Here is an 8,393-nt window from a genome sequence, read left to right on the forward strand (position 1 = left end):
ATCGCTGTGCTCAAAGTAAAACCACATGCCATGCTCGGCTAAAAGACGCTGAACAAAATGATGGTCATTTTCACGGTATTGCAACACGTAGTCTTTTTCTTGATATTGGCCAGCCAGTTCAAAGCGGTAATCGCTCATCCCCGCATCATCAAAAACATGGCGAATAATATCTGGCGCGGTCTTGTTTTGAAAAATGCGGCAATCTTGGCGCTGGGTCAAAAACCAAAGTTGAGGTACTAAAGTGATCTGGTAGCGAGAGTAGCGCCGACCAGAGCCCATATAACTCAGCTCTGAAATACTGCCGTTAAACTGGCGAGCCGCCACTAAACCTTGACCATAGACACTCAGCACACCGGTTTTTCTGCTCAGCGCCTCAAAGCTAATGTCATCATTTTCAGATAAGACGGTCAGGCTCATTTCAAACGGGGCAGACAGGGCTTCCCTTACCCGAAAACTTTCTACTTTGAATGCCCCTATAAACCCAGAGACCTCAAAGCTAAACTCAATATCATTCGCCATACAGCTTCACTCTTGTGACCCAAACAACTGCGGATAATCAATCTACATGCATATTAAATGGCTGAACTGTAACAAGTTATTTGGAAATCATCACTGCGCTAAACTACTGAGTGAATGATAAAAGAGGCTGACAAAGTAACTGACTCAATAGTGTATTTGCTTAGAAGAGTATTTAAGGAGGCTGTGAAGATAGTGAAAGTGACGGTTTCTACCCTCAGCAGAAAATTGTGGTTTTGTGATGGGGATTGCAGTGTGGGGTAATATTGCACTTTGCTCATGGTGCTCAGAGGACCATTTGTGTATCAGCGTAGACTTTTATTAAGATTGTCTACTTAGTATGTATGCTACAGATTATCTAGTGTTATTTTCGAGCCGAGAGGGAGAACTATGAGTAAAAAATGGTTGCGAGAAAAAGACGTTTTAAAAGGTTTAACGAGTCATACGGCACACGCTGATGAGCTAGCGACTATGCGTGATTGGGAAGCTTATTCGAAAGATGCGGACAAGGCAGATAGCGACTTCCTCGTTGAACGACGTGATGTTTTTGACTCTTCCCAAATTGAATTTGACGAAGATGAGCAAGACCGAGAACTAGTTAAACAAAGAGATAACTCTCCAGAAATTGACATTGATATTGATGATTTTAAATTGAAGATTAGACAAACCTCAATCCTAGAAACTCACTCTACCTTTTACCCGGAAATCAAGCTCATCTAAGCGGAGAAGAGCCGAAAAAGTAATGTGAATAGCTCAAATCTGAAAGCTTACCAACTAGTTAACTTTCATGCTTTTTGCTTGATTGAGTTAACCATCAAACTATTGCAATCAGTTTCATATTATTCTCTAGTTCAATTGATGGGTACCAAGGCTAGGCTAAAGAATGAAGATTAATTTTGTACAAATCCAAAACTTTCGAAAACTTAAGAACTGTAGGGTTAAACTGTCAGATAATGAAACTCTGCTAGTCGGTGCAAATAATAGCGGTAAAACTTCGGCTACGGATGCCCTTATATGCTTTCTCGACAAGTTACGGAAGATTACAGTTACTGACTTTACCTTAAGTAACTGGTCGGTTTTAAATCAATACGCAGAATCTTGGCTTAGTACCGACCCAAAAGAGTTAAAAGGGCAAGATATAAGCGATTGGATTCCGTACTGCCCTTCACTTGACGTTTGGCTTGATGCTGGAGTTGAAGATGTTCACAGAGTGGCACATTTAATTCCAACGCTTAAATGGAAAGGCGAGCCTCTGGGTATCAGGCTAACATATGAACCCAAAGATATCGAAAAGCTTAGAGAGAACTTTTTACAAGATTTCAAAGCTATAGATGACTTACGAACCGACGAGACAAAGCTATCTTTTTGGCCTAGGGATTTAAAAGATTACCTCAATAGAAAGTTGTCTGATTCCTTTGTTATCAGAGCTTATATCTTAGACCCTAAGAAAATTTCTACTGCTCAAGATTTGCCAAAGGACGCCACTCCACTAGAGAAAGATCCTTTTAAAGGCTTGTTTAAAGTTGACACTATAGAAGCACAGCGCGGGTTCACAGATCCTAATAATGAGCAAGTGAATGCAGGGAGCACTCTGTCTAGTCAATTGCACGAATACTATATTCGTCATCTAAACCCTACAGATTTACCTGATGAGGAGGATCTTCCTGCATTGAAAGCAATTGAGGAGGCTCAGGTGGAGTTTGATAAAAAATTGGACAAGTCGTTTAAGGGAGCATTGGGGGAGATACAAGCTCTTGGATATCCAGGGTTCAGTGATCCTGATATTAAACTATCGAGTCGCGTTAATCCGATTGACGGGCTGGAACATGATGCTGCCGTGATATTTGATATTCAAAAGCAAGGTTTTGATAACCACACGTACTCTCTACCAGAGCAATATAATGGGCTGGGATACAAGAACCTTATCCATATTGTATTCAAGTTGATTACGTTCAGAGATCGGTGGCAAAGGATCGGTAAAGCTCAAAAAAGAAGAACAGAAGATGATGTTGCAATAGAACCAATCCATTTGGTATTGGTTGAAGAACCTGAAGCTCATCTGCACGCTCAGGTTCAGCAGGTATTTATACGCAAAGCCTATGAAGTTCTTATGAAGGGTATCAGCAAACAATTTACTACGCAGATGGTTCTTAGTACCCATTCAAGCTATATAGCTCATGAAGCTGGCTTTGAGAAATTGCGCTATTTCAAACGCAAAGCCGCAGTTAGTATCTCTGATGTACCAGAGGCCGAGGTTGTTGACTTATCTTCAGTTTTTGGAAGTGGTAAGAAAAAGGCAACTGAAGACGAACAGGTTCTTAACACTCAGAAGTTTGTTTCGCGTTACCTCAAGACTACCCACTTCGATCTTTTCTTTGCAAATGGCATCATTCTGGTTGAAGGTGCAGCAGAGCGAATGCTACTACCTCATTTCATTAATTACAATTATCCAGAGCTACGAAGTAGCTATTTGTCAATACTAGAGGTTGGTGGTGCGCACGCTCAACGTTTGAAACCACTAATCGATGCTCTGGCCTTACCTACTTTGGTTATTAGCGATACAGATGCGAAGGGCTTGGATGGCAAGAAGGTTCAGCCTGAAAGAAATAATGATTATAAGTATGGCAGTGATACGCTTAGGGAGTGGTTTGAACTGAAAGACCTAAGTCTGGATGAGGTACTGGATCTTTCAAATGATAAGAAAGTTAAAGGTAATGTCAGAGCTGCATATCAATATGGTTTCATGGTCAAATATCATATAGATGCTGAAGAAGAGGAAGCGATTCCATACACATTTGAGGATGCAGTAGCGCTCAGTAATATTCAACTATTTCGAGACTTGACTAGCTCAACTGGGATGGTCAAAAAGATGCACGAAGCGACGATGAAGGATTCTTTGGAAGAATGTGCCGCCACTCTATACAGAACCTTAGATGGTGAAAAGGCGAAGATGGCATTGGATCTTTTGTATGATGTTGATCCTAAGAAGCTGAAAGTTCCAACCTATATTGATGAAGGGCTTCAGTGGTTAGAAAAGGAGCTGAGTAATACTTACCAAGAATTTGTCTTTGCAGAACCTGAAGAGGTTGAAGAACCCGAAGCTTTGGAGGACCTCTAATATGGTAGATACTCATAGTCTTAAAGAGGTTGATAAAGAGATTTATCAATATCTCAACATTGACGACCCTACGAGTTTTTTATTATTCGCGGGAGCGGGATCGGGTAAAACGAGAACTCTTGTAAATGTTCTTCAGGCGGTACGTGACAATGGCCTTCATAGGTTTATAAAAGCAGGACAGCGTATTGCCGTTATCACCTACACTAATGCTGCTTGTGAAGAGATTAAGCATCGCCTTCAATACGATCCAATATTTGCTGTCTCTACCATACACAGCTTTGTTTGGGAGTTAATTAAGCCATTTACGAGCGATATAAAGACATGGTTGGAAGCCGATCTAAAAGCAAGTATTGTTGAATTACAAGAAAAAATTGATAAAGCAAAAGACAAATCTGCTAAGACGGCAGTAAAAAACGCTCGAAGTAGAGATTCAAAACTAAAACGGTTAGAAAAACTCGATATAGTACAGAATTTTACATACAGCCCAACTAGCGCACGGTTGACAACAGGGTCTTTGACACATGCAGAGGTAATCAAAATTGCCACTGAATTTTTAACTGAACAGCCATTGTTCCAAAAAGTGTTAGTTAACAAGTTCCCTATATTACTGATTGACGAGAGTCAGGATACAAATAAAGGGCTGATGGACGCATTTATACAGACCCAGCAAAATCATTCAGGCTGCTTTTCTTTAGGTCTTTTTGGTGACCTTATGCAGAGAATTTATAGCGGAGGTAAAGAGGACTTAGCGACAAGTCTACCAGAGAACTGGAAAACCCCTGAGAAGAAAACCAACTTTCGGAGTCCAAAAAGGGTTATCAGGCTGATTAACAAAATTAGACATGAGGATGATGGCAAACAACAAACTGAAAAGCCAGATGCAGAAGAAGGTATTGTTCGCTTATTTATTGCCCAGACACCCAACGAAAATAAATCAGAGGTTGAAGCAAATATAAGAGAGCAGATGCGGGCTATAACTGATGATGAGAATTGGAAAGATGACAGTCAGGTAAAAACGTTAACGCTTGAACATGCCATGGCAGCTCGTAGAGGAGAGTTTGACGAATTTTTCACTCCATTATCAGCGGAGGATAGCCTCAGGGATTCCTTACTAAACGGAACGAGTTCGACATTTAAATTTTGTACTCATCAGGTTTTACCTTTAGCTAATGCGATTCGTAAACAAAATGACTTTGAAGTTATGAGAATTATCAAGAAATATTCTCATTTGATCAGAGGAGAGAATAAAGAGTTCCTTGCAGATCCGATAGCTCTATTAGCTTCTGTGGAGGATGCAGTTAGTATGGTTAGAACTTTGCTGGAGAATGATATTAGCCTCAGAGAATTATTGTTATTAATAGAAAAGCATCAACTGTTAGAAATCCCCGATATCTTGAACGACCTTTTACTGGAAGGTATCGCAGATCTTGCAGAGGACGTTGAGTCACCTTCCAACCAAAAAGCTTGGGATACAGCACTTGATGCAAGACTGAGTCACGTTGAAAACTATGCTAAATATGTGGCAGGCGAGTTAGGTTTCACTACTCATCAGGGAGTTAAAGGATTGGAATTTGATCGCGTTTTGGCAGTAATAGATGACAAAGACTCTAAGGGTTTTCTTTTCAAGTATGAGAAGTTCTTTGGTGCTGAGAATCTGTCGGCTACAGATAAGAAAAATGAGGCAAATGGTATAGACTCAGTCTTATCCAGAACCAGACGGCTGTTCTATGTAATTTGCAGTAGAGCAGAGAAGAGTCTTGCTGTTGTTGCTTACTCACAAGATCCTTTAGCAGTCAAGAATCGTGCGATTGATGCTGAATGGTTTGATGAAGATGAAATCATACTGATTTAGTTAGAGGTCATTTTTCTATACTTTTTCTAAGCCAAATAGGCTTAGCTAGAGTAAAGCATCTAGCTCACTTTTGTCCAGAAACGAGCTAGTGATCGTGGCTAGTTCATTTTTGCCCCGAAGGGAGTTACGTCTAATATTACTTTGTGGACAATTCAGAAACCTTTTCAATACATAAATTAATCGATGAAACAAAAGATAAAACCTGTTAACTGTTACTCAAGCAGATCGTAAAATGCCCTCCAATTTGCTGTGAAGCGTGTTTAGATACAGAAGTCGAAATTATTTCTCTCGTACGTAAGTGGTTTGAACCAAGGTTTCTAGTAACACTTCATTCTTGGTTACTTTGAAGTTCAATGGATTTTTTAGTTCACCAAATAAAGGTGCGCCGTCACCAAGCAGGATAGGAAAGCGAGTGATCACCATTTCATCGATCAGATCTTCTTTGAGAAAGTTTTGAATTGTCACGCCACCGTCGATGTATAGATCAGAAAATCCCTTAGCATTCAGTTCCGAGATAATATCTTTCAACTCACCTTTGACAAAAAATAACTTTCCTTCATAGCCTTGTGGCAATTTCGTCATGGTGTTGCTCAACACGAACACTGGTTTTGTGTAAGGCCAATCGCAATCAAAACTCAGAATCACCTCGAGGGTATTACGCCCCATAATCAAGCCGTCGACTCGCTCCATTAACGCAAAGAATCCAGTATCAATATTGTTTGGATTTGGTACAGAATATAGCCAGTCAAGTTTACCTTGTTTATCTGTGATGAAACCATCCAGACTGGCTGCAATAAACACGATGTTTGCCATATGAGCCTCATCAAATTTGTCGTGGTAGAGAAAAGCAAAAAATTTGTTTAAAATTAATTCTACACAGTAGAATTTTTATTGATTATATCGGGAAGAACAAATGGCTGTCAATGAAAAGAAACGCGGACGACCAGTAGGGAAACTGTCACAGTTATGTGCCGAAAGCATTCTAGAAACGGCTAAATATTTGATGAAAAGAGATGGAAAAGTTCCGACTATCCGTTCATTAGCGGCGAAATTAAATGTAGACCCTATGGCGATTTATTATTACTTCAAAAACAAGAATGCTTTGTTGGAAGCACTTACCACATCACTTGTGGCGGAGATCCATCAGCCTCAGGAAAGTTCAAACTGGCAAGCTGAGTTAAAACGTTTATGTGTTAGTTATATCCAGCTGTTACGCGAGAACAACGGCCTACTACAAACGATGCTAAGCATGTCATCATATGGACCTGCCCAAGTGTTTACTGAGCGTTATCAAACTATTATTGCACCTCTAGATTTAAACAAGAAAGTGGCAAAAGATGGCCTAGATTTGCTGGCTGATTACTTACATGGTTTCGTGTTCTCTACCAGTTGTTGTCATGATGCGAATTTGATCAAAACCGAAATGATGAATGGGCCATTGGAGCTGATTTGTAATGCATTGGAACCATCTCGAACATAACTCGTTAGTCCAGAGAGGCGCTAAGGGGCATGAAACACGAAGATGCCTCTTCTAAGCTTACAGTGAACATACAATTGCTAATTGTATCATTACTTTTCCTAAAATCATGATGATGACAAACGATTTCTGCTTAGTATTCGAAAGCTCCATTGAAGACTAAGCAACTCTGACTTCATGCCAAATCATGTAGCATGTATTAGGCTTTAATATCAAATAATTAGCGGGTAAAATCTGGCAAAAAGAAAGGAGCCAGTAAAAAATGATTGATACCACAGTATTACCGCTATTCTTTGTTACCACAATATTCTTGGCAATTTCTCCTGGTCCAGATTTAGTGCTTATATCAACATATTCTTCGACTCGTGGCTTTAAAAATGGACTAATGGTGTCTCTTGGTATTTTCATCGCGGGATTGATTCAAACACTGTTAGTCGCATTTGGCTTAGGAAAACTATTGCAAGCAATACCACTTTTGGTATTAGCAATCAAAATTGTTGGGGCGATTTATCTATCTTGGCTTGGATTAAATCTATTACGTAGGTGGCTAAAGAATAACAAAGACGTATCTGCAAGTCAGACGATTCAGTATCTGGGTAACAAGGAGCTAATCTACCTTGGTTTAATTAACAATATTATGAACCCCAAAGCATTACTCTTTTTCAGTATGTTCTTACCTCAATTTACTCATTCTGATAGTCCTTTGACCAATCAGATACTCATCTTGGGAACCATCCTTAGTTTTATTGTTTTATGTATCAATACTATTTTATCAATGTCTTTTAGTAAGTTGGGTTCTTTGCTAGGCCGTAACTTACGTTTAAACCGTCATATCGATGGTATGTTGGGTGTGGTATTTTTGGTACTTGCTTCCCGTTTAGCTACAAGTAAGTAATGTTTGTACACAAACGGTTTAGGTTTGAGATATTTTGCCTTATCCAAGTGATAACGAGTTAGAGCCAAGCCCTAACTAGAAAATACTTAAAATCAGATGCTCACTGAATACTGTTAAGGGTAATATTAACTTCTTGAAAGGTAACATCTATGTAGAGCTTGTTTTCAGTGGTGCAGTCAATGCCGTAGATTACATCATGCATGATGAAAAAACCTTGGGTGAGGTTGTCGGTCAATATTCTGCTGATGTAGCCAAGGGGGTTGTTGCTGGCGTAGCTGCACAAGGATTTACTCTAGTTATTGGTGGGATATCTGCGTTTGCTTTTGGCGCAACACTACCCGTGGCTGTCGGTTTAAGTGTTTTTGCTGTATCTGCCTTTGTAATTGGCGGGTACGTTTCGGATATTGATGATCATTATGAATACACAAAGCCACTAAAAGATAAAATAAAGGAGCTGATTGATGAAAGTTAGTCGGTTTAAAGCTCTAATGCCGATCAGTTAAACATTAATCGGCAGATCAATTGAATGATCCCA

At 39.7% G+C, this 8,393-nt stretch carries 8 protein-coding genes; 6 read left to right on the top strand and 2 right to left on the bottom strand.

Features of this window, described 5'->3' with window-relative positions:
* The coding region (gene vgrG / locus AAFM34_RS19585) for a type VI secretion system tip protein VgrG (RefSeq protein ID WP_341665729.1) at positions 1-519 on the bottom strand (519 nt) is incomplete at its 3' end.
* A 387-nt stretch (positions 520-906) separates the two neighbouring features.
* On the opposite strand from vgrG, the gene AAFM34_RS19590 reads away from it, so the two are divergent.
* The 3 genes from AAFM34_RS19590 to AAFM34_RS19600 all read left to right on the top strand — a co-directional run bounded on the left by AAFM34_RS19590 (position 907) and on the right by AAFM34_RS19600 (position 5,486).
* Complete coding sequence (locus tag AAFM34_RS19590; RefSeq protein ID WP_341665744.1) at positions 907-1,236, top strand: hypothetical protein; 330 nt, start codon at positions 907-909, stop codon at positions 1,234-1,236.
* A gap of 163 nt (positions 1,237-1,399) precedes the next feature.
* The gene (locus AAFM34_RS19595; protein WP_341665731.1) at positions 1,400-3,634 is read left to right on the top strand and encodes an ATP-dependent endonuclease; all 2,235 of its coding nucleotides are present in this window, start codon (positions 1,400-1,402) and stop codon (positions 3,632-3,634) included.
* Between the two features lies 1 nt (position 3,635).
* Entirely contained in the window at positions 3,636-5,486 is a 1,851-nt protein-coding gene (locus tag AAFM34_RS19600; protein WP_341665733.1) for a UvrD-helicase domain-containing protein, read from the top strand.
* Between the two features lie 279 nt (positions 5,487-5,765).
* On the opposite strand, the gene AAFM34_RS19605 is transcribed toward AAFM34_RS19600, so the two are convergent.
* Positions 5,766-6,299, bottom strand: a complete 534-nt coding sequence (locus tag AAFM34_RS19605; RefSeq protein ID WP_341665736.1) for a dihydrofolate reductase family protein — start codon at positions 6,297-6,299, stop codon at positions 5,766-5,768.
* Between the two features lie 100 nt (positions 6,300-6,399).
* Here AAFM34_RS19605 and AAFM34_RS19610 point away from each other — a divergent pair, with 100 nt between their 5' ends.
* The 3 genes from AAFM34_RS19610 to AAFM34_RS19620 all read left to right on the top strand — a co-directional run bounded on the left by AAFM34_RS19610 (position 6,400) and on the right by AAFM34_RS19620 (position 8,330).
* Entirely contained in the window at positions 6,400-6,966 is a 567-nt protein-coding gene (locus AAFM34_RS19610; RefSeq protein WP_341665738.1) for a TetR/AcrR family transcriptional regulator, read from the top strand.
* 259 nt (positions 6,967-7,225) lie between these two features.
* Positions 7,226-7,858 carry a LysE family translocator gene (locus tag AAFM34_RS19615; RefSeq protein WP_341665740.1) on the top strand — a complete coding sequence of 211 codons (633 nt, stop codon included), beginning with the start codon at positions 7,226-7,228 and terminating at the stop codon, positions 7,856-7,858.
* Positions 7,859-7,991: 133 nt separating this feature from the next.
* Entirely contained in the window at positions 7,992-8,330 is a 339-nt protein-coding gene (locus tag AAFM34_RS19620; RefSeq protein ID WP_341665742.1) for a hypothetical protein, read from the top strand.
* Positions 8,331-8,393: the final 63 nt, after the last annotated feature.

It is taken from the genome of Vibrio sp. (assembly GCF_038138445.1).
GTDB lineage: Bacteria > Pseudomonadota > Gammaproteobacteria > Enterobacterales > Vibrionaceae > Vibrio.

Coding starts and splice junctions, on each gene's coding strand:
- AAFM34_RS19590 (WP_341665744.1), top strand. CDS start 907: ATGAGTAAAAAATGGTTGCGAGAAAAAGACGTTTTAAAAGGTTTAACG.
- AAFM34_RS19595 (WP_341665731.1), top strand. CDS start 1,400: ATGAAGATTAATTTTGTACAAATCCAAAACTTTCGAAAACTTAAGAAC.
- AAFM34_RS19600 (WP_341665733.1), top strand. CDS start 3,636: ATGGTAGATACTCATAGTCTTAAAGAGGTTGATAAAGAGATTTATCAA.
- AAFM34_RS19605 (WP_341665736.1), bottom strand. CDS start 6,299: ATGGCAAACATCGTGTTTATTGCAGCCAGTCTGGATGGTTTCATCACA.
- AAFM34_RS19610 (WP_341665738.1), top strand. CDS start 6,400: ATGGCTGTCAATGAAAAGAAACGCGGACGACCAGTAGGGAAACTGTCA.
- AAFM34_RS19615 (WP_341665740.1), top strand. CDS start 7,226: ATGATTGATACCACAGTATTACCGCTATTCTTTGTTACCACAATATTC.